12 protein-coding genes are annotated in these 13,624 nt (G+C 63.0%); 6 read left to right on the top strand and 6 right to left on the bottom strand.

From position 1 onward, the window contains the following. Positions 1-38: 38 nt before the first annotated feature. Positions 39-2,618: an ATP-dependent chaperone ClpB gene (clpB, locus tag LZ496_RS09730; RefSeq protein ID WP_249904431.1), complete on the top strand. Its 2,580-nt coding sequence runs from the start codon at positions 39-41 to the stop codon at positions 2,616-2,618. 5 nt (positions 2,619-2,623) lie between these two features. On the opposite strand, the gene LZ496_RS09725 is transcribed toward clpB, so the two are convergent. From LZ496_RS09725 to LZ496_RS09715, 3 genes are all read right to left on the bottom strand, one after another. Further along, the gene (locus tag LZ496_RS09725) at positions 2,624-2,938 is read right to left on the bottom strand and encodes a hypothetical protein (protein WP_249904430.1); all 315 of its coding nucleotides are present in this window, start codon (positions 2,936-2,938) and stop codon (positions 2,624-2,626) included. 54 nt (positions 2,939-2,992) lie between these two features. Then, a complete protein-coding gene (locus LZ496_RS09720) occupies positions 2,993-3,304 on the bottom strand; it encodes a hypothetical protein (RefSeq protein WP_249904429.1) in 312 nt (103 codons plus the stop codon). 98 nt (positions 3,305-3,402) lie between these two features. Beyond that, a complete protein-coding gene (locus tag LZ496_RS09715) occupies positions 3,403-4,587 on the bottom strand; it encodes an aspartyl/asparaginyl beta-hydroxylase domain-containing protein (RefSeq protein ID WP_249904428.1) in 1,185 nt (394 codons plus the stop codon). 45 nt (positions 4,588-4,632) lie between these two features. On the opposite strand from LZ496_RS09715, the gene LZ496_RS09710 reads away from it, so the two are divergent. Beyond that, a complete protein-coding gene (locus LZ496_RS09710; RefSeq protein WP_249904427.1) occupies positions 4,633-5,649 on the top strand; it encodes a hypothetical protein in 1,017 nt (338 codons plus the stop codon). Between the two features lie 145 nt (positions 5,650-5,794). Here LZ496_RS09710 and LZ496_RS09705 read toward each other — a convergent pair whose 3' ends face one another. After that, positions 5,795-9,067, bottom strand: coding sequence for a TonB-dependent receptor domain-containing protein (locus LZ496_RS09705; protein WP_249904426.1), 3,273 nt, complete (start codon positions 9,065-9,067; stop codon positions 5,795-5,797). 221 nt (positions 9,068-9,288) lie between these two features. Here LZ496_RS09705 and LZ496_RS09700 point away from each other — a divergent pair, with 221 nt between their 5' ends. After that, positions 9,289-9,813: a type VI secretion protein gene (locus LZ496_RS09700; protein WP_249904425.1), complete on the top strand. Its 525-nt coding sequence runs from the start codon at positions 9,289-9,291 to the stop codon at positions 9,811-9,813. A 3-nt stretch (positions 9,814-9,816) separates the two neighbouring features. Here the strand turns inward: LZ496_RS09700 and LZ496_RS09695 are convergent, their stop codons facing one another. Both LZ496_RS09695 and xseA read right to left on the bottom strand, forming a co-directional pair. Next, positions 9,817-10,026, bottom strand: a complete 210-nt coding sequence (locus LZ496_RS09695; protein WP_249904424.1) for a DUF2093 domain-containing protein — start codon at positions 10,024-10,026, stop codon at positions 9,817-9,819. A gap of 3 nt (positions 10,027-10,029) precedes the next feature. After that, a complete protein-coding gene (xseA, locus tag LZ496_RS09690; RefSeq protein ID WP_249904423.1) occupies positions 10,030-11,442 on the bottom strand; it encodes an exodeoxyribonuclease VII large subunit in 1,413 nt (470 codons plus the stop codon). On the opposite strand from xseA, the gene purD reads away from it, so the two are divergent. From purD to LZ496_RS09675, 3 genes are all read left to right on the top strand, one after another. After that, positions 11,435-12,685, top strand: coding sequence for a phosphoribosylamine--glycine ligase (gene purD / locus LZ496_RS09685; protein ID WP_249904422.1), 1,251 nt, complete (start codon positions 11,435-11,437; stop codon positions 12,683-12,685). The genes xseA and purD overlap by 8 nt on opposite strands. Further along, positions 12,682-13,002, top strand: coding sequence for a hypothetical protein (locus LZ496_RS09680; protein ID WP_249904421.1), 321 nt, complete (start codon positions 12,682-12,684; stop codon positions 13,000-13,002). The genes purD and LZ496_RS09680 overlap by 4 nt, the downstream gene beginning before the upstream one ends. Positions 13,003-13,123: 121 nt before the next feature. Beyond that, positions 13,124-13,621, top strand: a complete 498-nt coding sequence (locus tag LZ496_RS09675) for a hypothetical protein (RefSeq protein ID WP_249904420.1) — start codon at positions 13,124-13,126, stop codon at positions 13,619-13,621. The last annotated feature ends 3 nt before the right edge of the window (positions 13,622-13,624 follow it).

Raw genomic sequence — 13,624 nt, 5'->3', positions numbered from 1 at the left:
GCTAACACACCACATGGCCTCAAAACCGAGGGGTATCCATGGATCTTGAGAAACTGACCGACCGCGCCCGAGGCTTCCTGCAAGCGGCCCAAACCATCGCGGTCAGGGAAAATCACCAGCGGATCACGCCGGCCCATTATGCCAAGGCGTTGCTCGACGACGAGCAGGGAATGGCGGTCGGCCTGATCAATGCCGCCGGCGGCGACGGAGCCGCGGCACGGCGTGAAATCGATGCGCTGGTCGCCAAGCAGCCGGCGGTGACGGGCAGCGGCGCGACCCAGGCTCCCGGCATCGACGGCGACCTCATTCGGCTGCTCGATCAGGCGCAGGAAATCGCGACCAAGGCCAACGACAGCTATGTCACGGTCGAGCGCATTCTGCTGGCGATGGCGCTGGCCAAGAATAGCGACGTCGGTGGCGCGCTGGCGAAGGCTGGCCTCACCCCGCAGAACCTCAATGCGGCGATCGACAAGCTACGCGGCGGTCGCACGGCCGACACGCAGGGCGCCGAGGATCGCTATGACGCGCTGAAGAAATATGCACGCGACCTCACAGCTGTTGCACGCGAGGGCAAGCTCGATCCGGTCATCGGCCGCGACGAGGAAATCCGCCGCACCATCCAGGTCCTGGCCCGCCGCACCAAGAACAATCCCGTCCTCATCGGCGAGCCGGGCGTCGGCAAGACCGCCATCGCCGAAGGGCTGGCGCTGCGTATCGCCAACGGCGACGTTCCGGACGGCCTCAAGGACCGCCGCCTGCTGTCGCTCGACATGGGCTCGCTCATTGCCGGCGCAAAATATCGCGGCGAGTTCGAAGAGCGGCTGAAGGGCGTTCTGGACGAGGTGAAACAGGCCGCGGGCGACATCATCCTGTTCATCGACGAAATGCACACGCTGGTCGGCGCCGGGAAGAGCGAAGGCGCCATGGACGCGTCCAACCTGCTGAAGCCCGCGCTTGCCCGAGGCGAGCTGCACTGCATCGGCGCGACCACGCTGGATGAGTATCGCAAGCACGTCGAAAAGGATGCGGCGCTGGAACGTCGCTTCCAGCCGGTGTTCGTCGGCGAACCGACCGTCCCCGACACCATCTCGATCCTGCGCGGGCTCAAGGAAAAATATGAACTGCACCACGGCGTCCGCATAACCGACGCCGCCCTCGTCGCAGCAGCGACGCTGAGCAACCGCTACATCACCGACCGCTTCTTGCCGGACAAGGCGATCGATCTGATGGACGAAGCCTCCAGCCGGCTTCGCATGGAAGTGGAATCCAAGCCTGAGGAGATCGAGAATCTCGACCGCCGCATCATCCAGCTGAAGATCGAGCGAGAGGCGCTGAAGAAGGAAAGCGACGCGGCCTCCAAGGACCGGCTGAAGGTGCTGGAGCAGGAGCTCGCCAACCTCGAGCAGCAGTCGACCGAACTCACCACCCGCTGGCAGGCGGAGAAGGAAAAGATCGCCGGCGAAGCCAAGATCAAGGAGCAGCTCGACGCCGCCCGGATCGAGCTTGAGCAGGCGCAGCGCAGCGGCGACCTCGCCAAGGCCGGCGAGCTTCAATACGGCCGCATCCCCGAGTTGGAGAAGCAGCTTTCCGACGCTGCTCAGGCGTCAAAGGGCGCCATGCTTCGCGAGGAAGTGACCGACCAGGACATTGCCGCCGTGGTCAGCCGCTGGACCGGAATTCCGGTCGAGCGGATGATGGAGGGCGAGCGCGAGAAGCTGCTCAACATGGAGGAGGCGATCGGCGCCCGGGTCATCGGGCAAGCCGATGCGGTGAAAGCCGTTTCGGCGGCCGTCCGCCGCGCTCGCGCTGGTCTCCAGGACCCCAACCGCCCGCTCGGCTCCTTCCTGTTCCTGGGCCCCACCGGCGTCGGCAAGACCGAACTTACCAAGGCGCTCGCCGAATTCCTGTTCGACGATCCCGGCGCGATGGTCCGCATCGACATGTCGGAATTTATGGAGAAGCACGCCGTCGCCCGCCTGATCGGCGCGCCTCCCGGCTATGTCGGCTATGAGGAAGGCGGCGTACTGACCGAAGCTGTCCGGCGCCGGCCTTATCAGGTCGTGCTGTTCGACGAGGTCGAGAAAGCTCACGGCGACGTCTTCAACATCCTTCTGCAGGTGCTCGACGACGGCCGGCTGACTGACGGCCAGGGCCGCACGGTCGACTTCACTAACACCATCATCATCCTGACATCGAACCTCGGCTCGCAATATCTCGCCTCGCTCGGCGAGGATGAGAATCCGACCAATGTCGAAGCGCAGGTGATGGAGGTTGTGCGCGGCCATTTCCGGCCGGAGTTCCTCAACCGGCTGGACGAGATCATCCTGTTCCACCGGCTATCGGCCAGCCATATGGGCCCGATCGTCGATATCCAGGTGAAGCGGCTCCAAAAGCTGCTCGACGACCGCAAGATCCACCTCGACCTCTCCGACGCAGCGCGGGCATGGCTCGGCCGCGTCGGATACGACCCGGTCTATGGCGCACGCCCGTTGAAGCGTGCCGTCCAGAAATATCTGCAAGATCCCTTGGCCGACGAAATCCTCGCCGGACGGGTGTCCGACGGCTCCACGGTCAAAGTCGATGAAGGCGACGGCGGACTGGTACTCCAGCCCGCCTGAGCGGCCTAATTGCTGCTGTTGACCGGCGCCCGGCGCATCGCTTCGAGCGTGTCGGCGGCGTTCTCATTGCCCTTGAACGAAGCTTCGCGCCACTGATCGTTGGTGCGGCAGACGCGAAGCTTCTTGACGAGCGAGCCCATGACCTCGGTCTTCCGGCAGGTAATGTAGTAAGGATGACTGCGCTCGATATCGGCATTGTAGGCCTTGATCTCGGTCGGGGTCATTTCGGACGGCATCCGGTCCGGCGGCTGTTTGTCACCGCCCGCAGCAACAGGCGCGGCCATGCAAAGGCTCAGTGCGGCAACAAGGACAAGACGCATATCAGCTTCCCTCTATCTTTTGGGCGCGCCCCAATCGCGCCCTTTTGACCAAACCTAATTGCCGTTTGAGCCGCCGGACCTTGCAAAGCCCTCGACCATGTCTCGCGTGCCTTCATTACCCAGCGCATTGGCTTCCTTCCATTGCGCGTTGGTACGGCAGGTGCGCTGCTTCTTGACCAATGACCCCATCACTTCCGACTTGCGGCATTTGATGTAATTGGGATCGGTGGCGTCAAGAGACGCGTTATGCGCCTTGATTTCGCTCGGCGACATTTGTGTCGGTGACCGGCTCGGCGCCTGACTTTCCGCTCCAATTGCCGGAGCGGTGATTAAAAGGCCCAACGCGACGATAGAAACAACCCGCATTTCAAGCTCCTTCGATACAAATTGACATGCTCCATCCCCAGAGCTTGCCGTATCGGACAGCTCATATCCCATACTCCAAATCGACTTGGGATGAACAGCTATTCGCTCAATTGCGGATTATAGCCTGCAGAGTCAGCGGCCGCATAATAGCGCGCGATAGCATCCTGCTCCTGCTTCGAAAGGTGCGGATTCCACACATCGAAGATCAGCACGGCGCGCAGTTCGTCACTGTCGTTCCATGCTTCATGCTCGATGGTATCGTCGAATGCGAACGGCTTACCGACGACCCAGGGGCGAGTATCGCCCCCCACTCTAAAGCCGCAGCCGCCGGGGACGATCAGCGGCAGGTGAATGATCGCACGGGTGTTCGTGACGCCGGTATGCGGCGGTATCCGTGTCCTCGGCTTCAGCATCGAGAAGAAGGCGCTCGGCGCCCGGCCAGGTATCTTCGCCCCGGGCAGCGAATCGAGTATCGCCGCTGTTTCCGGGCATCGCTCGAGGACCGGTTTGTTGGGCGCTCCATATTCCCAAAGGAATATCGCTCCCCAATCAAGACTATGGTCGAGGCCGCTCCACTTATTATCCCCGATCCCCGACTCCATGTTGACGTAAGGCCTAAGCGCCTCGCCCGGATCCTTCATCAACTCGATCAGCTCGTCACGAATGGCTTCCGTCTTGGCAGCCAGTTCGCCGAACCATGGAAAATGGCCCTCGTCGAAGAACTCGTCGGCCGGCAGGAAGGGATAACACAGCCCATGGCATTCATTGGCGAAGATCCGCCGCTGGCCCACCGCTATGTCGACGAATGCCTTCACCCGGCGACGTTCAGTCTCGCCGAGATCGTCCTGCATCGGCGCCATTGCCGATTCCACTGATGCGCGGATGACCTGGCCGGCATTGCCGGCAAAGGCCTGACCCAGAGCAAGGGCTTCCGCCATCGGGCCGCTCCACGGTCGAAGCGGTTCGGCAAGCTGCAGTGCCACATTCCAGGCCTGGAAGGCTTCCCCCTTCTCCTCGCGGCGCTGGTGAAGTTCGGCCTTCCTCATCCATGCGACGAGGTCCCGCCTGTCGATATCGAGCGCCTGATCCAGGGCATTGAGCTCAGCCTCGTCGTTGCCGGCCCCGCGATGTGCCGAAGCGAGATTGCGCAGCAGAGCCCCGGAATGGGGATCAGCCGCAACGGCCTGTTCGAAATACTTCGCCGCGGCGCCGAAATCGCCTTGGCGCAAGGCATTCATGCCTTGGCTATTGGCGGCTGCGGCTTGCTGGACCGTTTGTGACATTCCGGTTGCTTGCCAGCGGGCGGGGCTGACGGCAAGGTCAGGAAGATGACGTATAGCGCCGCCGATATCGTAGCCGATCCCGAATGGCTCGCGCACCGTTACGACGAACAGGCCGATACGTTTCAGTATCGGCACGTGACGCGCGGCCGACATGCTGAAGTCGGTTTCGCTACCGATGACTATCTGGGCAAGGAAGAAAATCCAGTCGTTATCCCTCGCGATGAGGCGGCAGGACTGCTGGGCGAACAGGCGCCCATCCACTTCATCTTCCATTCCGCCTATTGCGCCTCGACGATGCTCGTTCGGGCGCTGGATGTCCCCGGCAGCGCAATGGGCATATCAGAACCTGTCATCCTGAACGACATGGTCGGTTGGCGATCACGCGGCGCCGATGTCCAGATACAGGCCAGGGTGATGGACAATGTGCTCGGGCAGCTTTCTCGACCTTGGGCGCCCGGCGAGGCGGTCGTCGTCAAGCCGTCCAATGTCTTCAATGGCCTTGCCCTTGGCGCTCTTGGACTGCGTCCGGAGTCCAAGGCACTTCTGCTTCATGCCCCGCTGGAAGAGTTTCTGCTGTCTATTGCCCGGAAGGGCATGTGGTGCCGGCTTTGGGCGCGGGAGCTGCTGGAAAGATTGTTGCAACAAGGCATGGTCGATCTGGGTTTCGAGCCACGCGATTTCCTTCGCCAGACCGATCTGCAGGTTGCCGGGGTCGGCTGGCTGGCCCAGCAGATGCAGTTCCATCGGATAGCCAAGCATTTCGGGGCCGACCGGATAGCAAGCCAGGATAGCGAGAAGCTAACCGGCGATCCGGCTGCGTCGGTGGCCAAGGTTGCATCACATTTCGGTCTTAAGACCGCAGCTCCGGCGGAATACGCCGGTCATCCGGCGATCAGCCGTAACAGCAAGTCGGGCGCCGGCTTCGAACGGGGCGAGCGACAGCTCGACCAGGCTAGAGCCCGCGAAGTCTATGGTGACGAAATTGAAAAGGTCGCCGAATGGATTCGCGTCGTCGGTGAACGCCGTGGCGTTTCGTTGGAATTGCCATTTCCACTGGCCTGACTGGCCCCTTCCGTCAGTGCGAGCAAAACGAAGCAATCCAGCCTGGATTGCCGTGCCTCCGGCCGCGCCTCGCATCAAGAGACGCCGGGCATAGAAAAAGGGCGGGCATTTCTGCCCGCCCTTCCCCTTTAACTAACCGAAGTCTTTAGAACTTCAGCTTTGCGCTGACCGCGTAACGGCGTCCCAGAGCGTCGTAGGTCGACGGGAAGACGTTACCGCTGTTGAAGGTCGTCGAACCGATCGTGTTGCCAACCACCTTGGGCTGGTTGTCGAACAGGTTCTGGACCGTCGCAGTGAAGGTCATGTTGTCGGTCGCGTTGAAGCGAGCCGTCAGGTCGAAATAGTGCTCCGACGGGATCGAACGGAACTCTTCTTCGATCATGCAGCCGTTCGGATCGGCGCCGGTCGGATCCGGGCAACCCGTCGTCGGGCTGACACCGGCCGCGATCGCCGCTTCGAGGTCCGACTGGATCTGCAGCGGCTCGAGCGTGACCTTGTCGATCCAGCGCCACAGGAGCGACAGGTCGACCTTGCCCATGGTGAGCGTGGTACGCTGCGAGAACTGCAGCTTCGGCTGGATCGAGCCAGTGAAGGAGCAGTTGACGCTGTAGTGGCCAGCGCATTCACGGAAGAAGCTATCCGGGTTGGCAGCGTTGGCGTTGTACTCCGAATTGTTCGTCCAGTTACCGACGAACGACAGAGCCAGGTCGCCGAAGCCGACATCCGTCCGGTAGTTCGCGATCAGGTCGACACCGTCGGTGAACAGTTCACCGAGGTTAGTCGTCTGAAGGAACAGGCCCGGAGTGGTTGCCGGATCGCCGTCGAGACCGCCGGTGATCGGGTTACGAACGATAATCGTACAAGCCGGATTGTTTACGCTGGCAGCGGTGATGTCACCGAAGCACTCATTGATCGCGTCACCCGGCAGCTTGGTGCCGATAACGTCCTTCACCCGGATGTTGTAGTAATCGAGCGAGACCGAGAACCTGGGCAGGAATTCCGGCTGGAACACGACGCCGAGCGTCCAGGTCTTGGCCGTTTCCGGATCCAGGTTGATGTTGCCACCGAACACCGCGTTGGCCTGGGCCGCAGTCGGGTTGGTGATCAGGCCGATCGCACCTGCCGGAGCGCCCTGCGCCTGGCAAACCGCGTTGAGGTTCGCATCGAGCGTCGGAGCCGCACCAGCGCAGGGATCGATACCCAGGTTGGTGAGACCGACCGACAGCGGCGTGAAGAGTTCGCCGAGGTTCGGAGCGCGAACCGCCTTGCTGTAGTTACCGCGGATCTTGACGCCATAACCCGGTTCCCAGCTACCGCCGGCCTTCCAGGTCCAGGTGTTGGTGCCGCCATCAACGCCGTCGACCTCATACTTCGAGTAACGGACGCCAGCTTCGAGGGTCAGGCTCTCGAAGAACTCCTTGTCCTCGACCAACGGAGCGATGAGCTCGCCGAAGCCTTCGTAGACCGAATAGCCGCCCTTGACGTTCGGGGTTGCGCCACCGGCGCCGCCCAGTTCGCCCGGAGTCTGCGACAGGATGTCGGCCGACTGCTCGCCCTTATACTTGCGGAACTCGGTGCCAACCGCGAAGCCGATCGGCTGAGCGGCCCAAGGCAGCGAGTAACCGACGTCACCCGAGATGACGCCGCGGAGCTGGCCAAGCTCAGTCTTGACCCGCGTCGTGCTCGACTCGTTGAGGAAGTCGACCATTGCCGGCGTGAGCGAACCTTCGGGACCGAAGATGTCGAGCGGAACGCAAGCTGGCTGACCCGCAACCGTGGCGCAGGTCGGGTTGGCAAGCGTGCCCTGCACGACGCTGCCGGCCCGGAAGCGCGACTGCAGCGTGTAACCACCGATTTCCTGGATGTTTTCCGACTGACCGTAGGCGCCCGAGACATCCCAGTCGACCGTGCTCGTCAGCGGACCGCGAAGCCCGATGCGCGAGTCGAATGTGGTCGTCTGGAAGTCGCTGAGGCGCGGTCCGACTTCGGTCGTACGACGGTTGAGCGTGATGCCCGGATTGGTCTGGTAACCTTCGGTGATCGCACCCGTGATCGGGTGGGTTGCAATCACGCCGTTGCCGTTGATGTCGAACGGCACGAAGACGCTTGCTCCACCAGCGACACGATAATTCGGATCGCTCGGGCCGGTAGCCACTGCAGCTGCGTCGCACTCGGCCTGCGTGAAGCGCGGCGTGTAGACCGTTGCCGACGGATTGACGTCGAATGCGCAGAACTGGTTACGCAGGGTCGCCGGCAGGAACGGGTTGTTAAGGTTGATCGGTACCGCGCCGCCGAACGATCCCGACGGAGCGATGATGGTGCTGACCGTGTTCTTCGAGAACAGACCGCGGCCATAAACCTCTACGGCGTCAGACACTTCATAATTGGCCTGGCCGAAGATGTTGTAGCGCTTAAACGGCGTCTGGAAGATGTTGTACGGGTTGAAGTTGAACGGGGCATAGTTGCCCGTTGCAGCAGCACCCTGGCAGTTCGTGTTCGGATCGCCGCCCCAGTTGATCTGGCTGACGCCCTGGTTGCCCGTGCCTGGAAGCGGAGCGACGAGCGCGCAGGTTGCATTGACGATGTCACGGGTACCGGAGAAGCGCGACGGAACCGCCGTTCCCGAACCGGCATTGCCGCCCGAGTAGGAGCTGACCTGGAAGATCGAGAAGTCACGGTCGCCCTGATAGACGGGATCCGATTCCTGGTAGCCGAAGCTCACCACCGCGTTACCGCGGCCGTCATCGAAGTTCGCGCCGAGAGTAAGGTCGGCACGGAAGTAGTTGCCGTCACCCTTTTCGGTGATCTGCTCCGAAGCCGCAACTTCAATGCCGGCAAAGTCCTTGCGGGTGATGAAGTTGACGACGCCGGTGATGGCGTCTGCACCATAGGTGGTCACGGCGGCGCCGGTCAGCGCGTCGACGCGCTCGATCAGGGCCAGCGGGACGTTGTTCAAGTCGACGCGGCCGGCGAGACCGGTCGGGACCAGGCGGTTGCCGTCGAGCAGAACGATGTTGCGGATCGAGCCGAGGCCGCGAAGGTCGACGAACGACGAACCGCCGTTGCCGTTGTTGACGGCCGAACCGATGGACGAAACGACGCCCGGCAGTTCGCGCAGGACTTCTTCAGCGACGTTCGACTGCTTCAGTTCGATCGCATCCGACGTGGTCACGTTGACCGGGGTCGACTGCTCGAGGTTCGGGTTGCGGATCAGCGTACCGGTAACGACGATGTCTTCGCCTTCGGATGCTGCTTCTTGGACGGCGGCTTCCTGGGTGGTTACGCCCGGAGCCTGGTCGTCAGTGGCCGTGTTTTCGGCCGGCGGAGGCGTTTCCTGCGCAAACGCAGGAGAGGCGTAAGCCATCCCCGCAATAACGGTCGTCGCAAGCAGCGAAGCCCGATAAATTCGATTCGACATTGTCTTCCCCTTACAAAGCGCTCTTCGGCGCATTGAGCACGCAATTACGCAGTCGGCATGCCGACAAATGCTCCTCTTCCTAGGGTGAAGCTGTGCGTCGAGGCAACGGATCGCAGAGGGGCCAGCGCAATTCGCGACAGAGCTGTGACATTTGCAACACAGATTGAATTTGCCATCTTGCATGTCAGTTTCGGCGGCGAACCAGCCAGGGGCGGGATTATATGAACAAGCTGTTGCCGATCGTCGTCATTGCACTTCTTGCCGGACCGGCATTGGCCAAGGACCCGCCCAAGCAATCGCCCCTGGTAGGCGCGCTGGAAGCTTGCCGTGCGATCGCCGATCCGACCCAACGACTGGCCTGTTACGACAAGGAAGCCGCCGCTCTCGTAACTGCGGCGCAGACCGGCGATGTTGCTGTGGTCGACAAGGCCGAGGTTCGCAAGGCGCGGAAGTCGCTGTTCGGTTTTGCAATGCCGAATCTGCCCTTCTTCTCCGGGGACAAATCGGCGGACGAAGTTTCGGACACGTTGGAATCGACCGTCACGAAGGCGAGTGGAATCGGCTACGGCAAGTTCCGGATGACCATCGCCGAGGGCAATGCCGTCTGGGAAACGACGGAAACCTTCAGCACCATGCGGGAGCCGCGTTCCGGCGACAAAATCTGGATCAAGCGCGGCACGCTGGGCAGCTATGTGTTGCGGATCGGAACCAACAAGCGCGGTGTGAAGGGCAAGCGGGTCGGCTGATTCTCAAATCGCGCCGGCGCGCCGCTCGGCCTCCAGGCTGGCTGCCGCGTCGGCATAAGCCTCCTGCCGCGCGACCGACCAATAGCGCAGCTCATCCAGCGGGATGGCGACACCGGTGATTGCGCAGCGAACATGATCGCCCGCCGCAAGCAGCCGGAACGTGCTGTCCAGATAGTGGATCCTGGCTTCGCGATGGCCGCTGCCCATCAACATTGGTCAATCCTCGGAGTCGAATAAGTCTGCCTGACCAGGCAGATAGGTGTCGCGGCCCTTTCGCTCAAGCCGTTTGGCCGGACGGAAGGGAATTGGACCCGCCCCGTCTCCAACATGGGCAGCCACCCGACCGTCGGCAAAATGCAGGTCGATCTGGGCCGCGGCGCGCGCATCGGCCGCATGGATGATCGTCTTGCCTGCCCGGTCGGTGACCCTGACGAAACCACGCTGCAGCGGACGTTCCGGATGGGCGAGGTCGGCGAGCCGCCATAGCGCGGCCAGCTTCTCCTGCGCCCGGTGCACGCGCTCGCTGAGCAGGCGGGATTGGAGGCGCGGGGCGACTTCCGCGAGGTCCGCCCTGGCGTGCGCCGTTCGCTGGACGAGCGCTCGCGGCAGGCGTTCGGCCGAATCGTCGATGCGCTGAGCGAAGGGCGCGAAAAGGTTGGCGGCTTCCGGCCATCGCTCCGCCACAAGCTCCAGCCTCTCGGCGGATCGGGCCGACGTGCGGGTAACGCAAGCCGACATCCGATGGCCAAGCTCGCCAAGCATTGCCGCAAGCTCGGCCCGAACCGGAACGGCGATCTCCGCGGCGGCTGTGGGCGTCGGTGCACGTCGGTCGGATGCGAAGTCGATCAGTGTCGTATCCGTCTCATGGCCCACGGCGGAAATCAGCGGGATGGGCGATTCGGCCGCTGCGCGAACCACCTCTTCTTCGTTGAAGGCCCAAAGGTCCTCGATCGACCCGCCACCCCTGGCAACGATCAACAGGTCGGGACGCGGTTCGATGTTGGCGAAGCCGCGAATGGCTGCTGCGACCTTACCCGCCGACCCCTCGCCCTGCACTGGGACGGGCCACACGATCACATGGGTCGGGCAGCGATCTTCCAGGCGGTGGAGGATATCGCGGATTACGGCGCCGGTCGGCGACGTCACTACGCCTATGATGCGCGGAAGGAAGGGTAGCCTGCGCTTCCTCGATTCGTCGAACAGCCCTTCCGCCGCAAGCGCCCTGCGCCGCCTGTCCAGCAAGGCCATCAGCGCGCCTTCGCCGGCAAGCTCCATCCGGTTGACCACGATCTGGTATTTCGACCGTCCAGCGTAAGTGGTGAGCTTGCCGGTCGCGATCACTTCCGCGCCGTCCTCCGGGCGGAAGGCAAGGCTTGCCGCCTGCCCCTTCCAGATCACCGCGTCGATACAGGCCGCCTCGTCCTTCAGTGTGAAATAGCAATGGCCCGAGGCGTGCCGCTTCCAGCCCGAGATCTCGCCCCGCACCCGGACAAATCCGAACGCCGATTCGATGGTCCGCTTCAGCGCCCCCGACAGTTCGCTGACCGACTGCGCGGGCGCGTTGTCGCCGCTCGCCTGCTCGGCTAGGAGGCGGTTGGCTTCAAGATCGTCGGGGAGAGGCATGAACATCCTGCTGCTGGGTTCGGGCGGGCGCGAAGATGCGCTGGCATGGCGCTTGAGGCAATCGCCAAGCTGCGATGCGCTGATCGCGGCGCCGGGCAATCCTGGCATTGCCCGCTGGGCGGAATGCGTTGCCATCGACCCCTGCGACCCCAATGCGGTGGTCGGACTGGCGAGGGAGCGTTCGGTTGACCTGATCGTCGTCGGCCCGGAAGCGCCGCTCGTCGCCGGTGTCGCCGATGCCGCTCGATCCGTAGGCATTGCGACGTTCGGGCCTAGCGCCGCGGCGGCACAGCTTGAGGGGTCCAAGGGTTTCACCAAGGATCTTTGCGCCCGGGTAGGAATTCCTACCGCCGACTATGTCCGGGTCGAACGGGAGTCCGAGGCCCTCGACGCCCTCGGCCGTTTCGCGATTCCCGTCGTCATCAAGGCCGATGGCCTCGCCGCTGGAAAGGGAGTCACGGTCGCCATGACCCGGGAAGAGGCCGAGGCAGCGATCCGCGCTGCCGGCGACGGTCCGATGGTCATCGAAGAATTTCTAGAAGGCGAGGAAGCCAGCCTCTTCGCGTTGGTAGATGGTGCCCGCACAGTCGCATTGGCTTCGGCCCAGGATCACAAAAGGGTTGGCGAAGGCGATACCGGCCCCAATACCGGCGGAATGGGCGCCTATTCTCCCGCACCTGTCCTAACGCCCGATCTCGAAGCACGGGCAATGCGGGAGATCGTGGAACCCACCGCCCGGGCCATGGCCGAGGCGGGGACACCGTTCAGCGGCGTGCTATATGCCGGCCTGATGCTGACGTCGGACGGACCCAAGCTCATCGAATATAATGTTCGCTTCGGGGACCCCGAATGCGAAGCCATCATGCCCCGTATCGAGGGCGACTTCGCCGCATTGCTCCACCGGGTCGCGGCAGGGGCGGACTTTGACGCGCCGAGCCTGTCGGACGATACGACCATGACGGTCATCATGGCGGCCAAGGGCTATCCTGGTACGCCGGCCAAGGGCGGAGCCATCCACGGCCTGGACAAGGCCGGCCAGGTATCCGGAGCCATCGTTTTCCAGGCCGGCACGGCAATGACCGATGGACAGCTGGTCGCCAGCGGCGGCCGGGTCCTCGCCGTGACCTCGCGAGGAGCGGGGCTCGGCGAAGCGCGGGAACGAGCCTATCAAGCGATTGGGGTCATCGATTTCGCGGACGGTTTCTATCGCCGCGATATCGGGTGGCGGGAATTGGAGCGCACCGCATGAACCGTCGGACGATCGTGCTGCTGGGTCTTGCCGCCACCATCGGCTTCGCCGGCCTGTGGCATGGACCCCTCGGTGCGGGCGAACGACTGGCGAGCGACGTCGAGACCACAGCCCGCCGGACCCTCGACTATTATGAGCTGCCGATGATCCAGGCAAAACTGCAGCGCGGCCCGTTGTCGCGCCGGCTGATCCTCAGCGGCCCGGCAGACGATTTCCAGCGGTCTGAGCTGGTTCGCATGCTCGATGAAACGCCGGGCGTTCTCGAGGTGCGATGGGATCCTGCGTCCCTTCCACAGGAAACGGGGGCGGCACGATGATTCCCTTGGCAGTTGAAGTTCAGCTACTTGCACTGGTCGGCTTCGCGATTGGCTTCGTGTTGGCTTATATTGGCGAACTCAGGCGCCGGGCGAACCGGTGGAAAAGAAGGATCTAGGGCGCATGGAATTCTTCCAAATCTACTGGCCGGTACTCCTCGTCGCGGTGCTTATCGGCATCATCGTCGGCTACCTCTATTTTCGGCCAAAGCAGAATGTCCGGCTTAGCGACAGCGTGCCGCTCAGGCCGCACATGACGCACTCCCCGAAGAAACCCAGCGAGGGCAAGAATATCGCGGACGAGGCCGCGGCAGCAGCGAGCGATATCGCCGGCCATCTGCTTCGTACCAAGGTCCATGAGGAGCTCCCGGGCGCCTCCGGACCACCCGATGACTTGCTTCAACTAAAAGGCGTGGGGCCCAAGCTTGCCGCCATGCTCAACGAGCGGGGCATCACCCGGTTCGATCAGATCGCCAAGCTGTCCGAAGGTCAGGTGGAGACGATCGATGCGTCGCTCGGCGCGTTCCGCGGCCGCTTCGAGCGGGATCGTATCCAGGAGCAGGCGGGCTACCTCGCCCGTGGCGACATCGGCGCCTACGAAAGCAAGTTCGGAAAGCTCTGAGCG

The sequence above is a fragment of the Sphingomonas caseinilytica genome (genome assembly GCF_023516455.1).
Classification (GTDB): domain Bacteria; phylum Pseudomonadota; class Alphaproteobacteria; order Sphingomonadales; family Sphingomonadaceae; genus Sphingomicrobium; species Sphingomicrobium caseinilyticum.
Note: the sequence above shows the minus strand (reverse complement) of the source record. Positions and strands in the feature narration are given on the sequence as shown.